The organism is Roseovarius halophilus (ex Wu et al. 2025) (assembly GCF_047086965.1).
In genome coordinates, this window is the sequence record NZ_JBKOTX010000510.1 from 1 (window position 1) to 915 (window position 915).

1 pseudogene is annotated in these 915 nt (G+C 71.5%); it reads left to right on the plus strand.

Features of this window, described 5'->3' with window-relative positions:
• Window positions 1-242: 242 nt before the first annotated feature.
• Window positions 243-915, plus strand: a pseudogene (locus ACH107_RS33200) (hypothetical protein); the annotation flags it as partial.

Sequence of the window (915 nt, forward strand, 5' to 3'; positions counted from 1 at the left end):
GCCGGCGGCCGCCCGCTCGCCCTCGGTCGCGCCGCGGGCGAACAGCGCCTCGAGCTTGGCCAGCTTCTCGCCCATTTCCGTGTCGTCGGCCATGGTGATCCCTCCGTTCCGCGAGGGCCATCAAGACGAAGCCAGGGGCGAGGTCAAGCCGGCCGGCGCCGGTCGTCTTTGCCGAGGGCGTTTCAGGGCGCTTCATGACCACCGCCCCCTGTGCCATACTGCGATTGCGAAAAGGAGACGCCGTGGCCCGGAAATCGTCCCACAAATGGGCTTTCAAGCCCGGCATGCGCGCGGGCGCCTTCGGCTGGCGCGGCTCGGCGAAGGCCATCGACCGGCTGAAATCGGCCAGCGCCGAGATCCGGGCGGTGCGCCGCAGCGACCCGGTGACGGCGGCCGAGGGCGTGGTGGCCCTCGCCGAACGCATCTGGCCGGCGTTCGAACATATCGACACCTCGTCCGGGGCCCTCGGCACCGCCGTGCACCGCACACAGGAGACGCTGCTCCCGGTCCTGATCGACGCCCCCGCCGACGCAGCGACGCGCGCGGCATGGCTGGAGCGCCTGCGCACGGCGATCCGCGACGACGGGGTGGACTACCTCGCGCCGGTCTCGGAGCGGTTCGGCGAGATCGCGGCCTTTCCCGCGCTGATGAACGACCACGCCGACCGCGATCTCGACCTGATCCGCGCGACCTGGTCGGACCATACGCGCTTTTCCCACTGTCCGACCGCCACGCTCACGCTGTCCTGCCTGCTGGAGGCGGGGCGGCACGACGAATTGCTGGCCCTGCTCGACGAGAAGAAAACACGGCTCTGGGTCCACGAGAAGTTCGCCGCCGACGCCTTGCTGCGCCAGGGGCATGCGGAGGCGGCGCTCGCCCGCGCCGCGGCCCTGCTGGAGGGCGACCGGCAGCCCT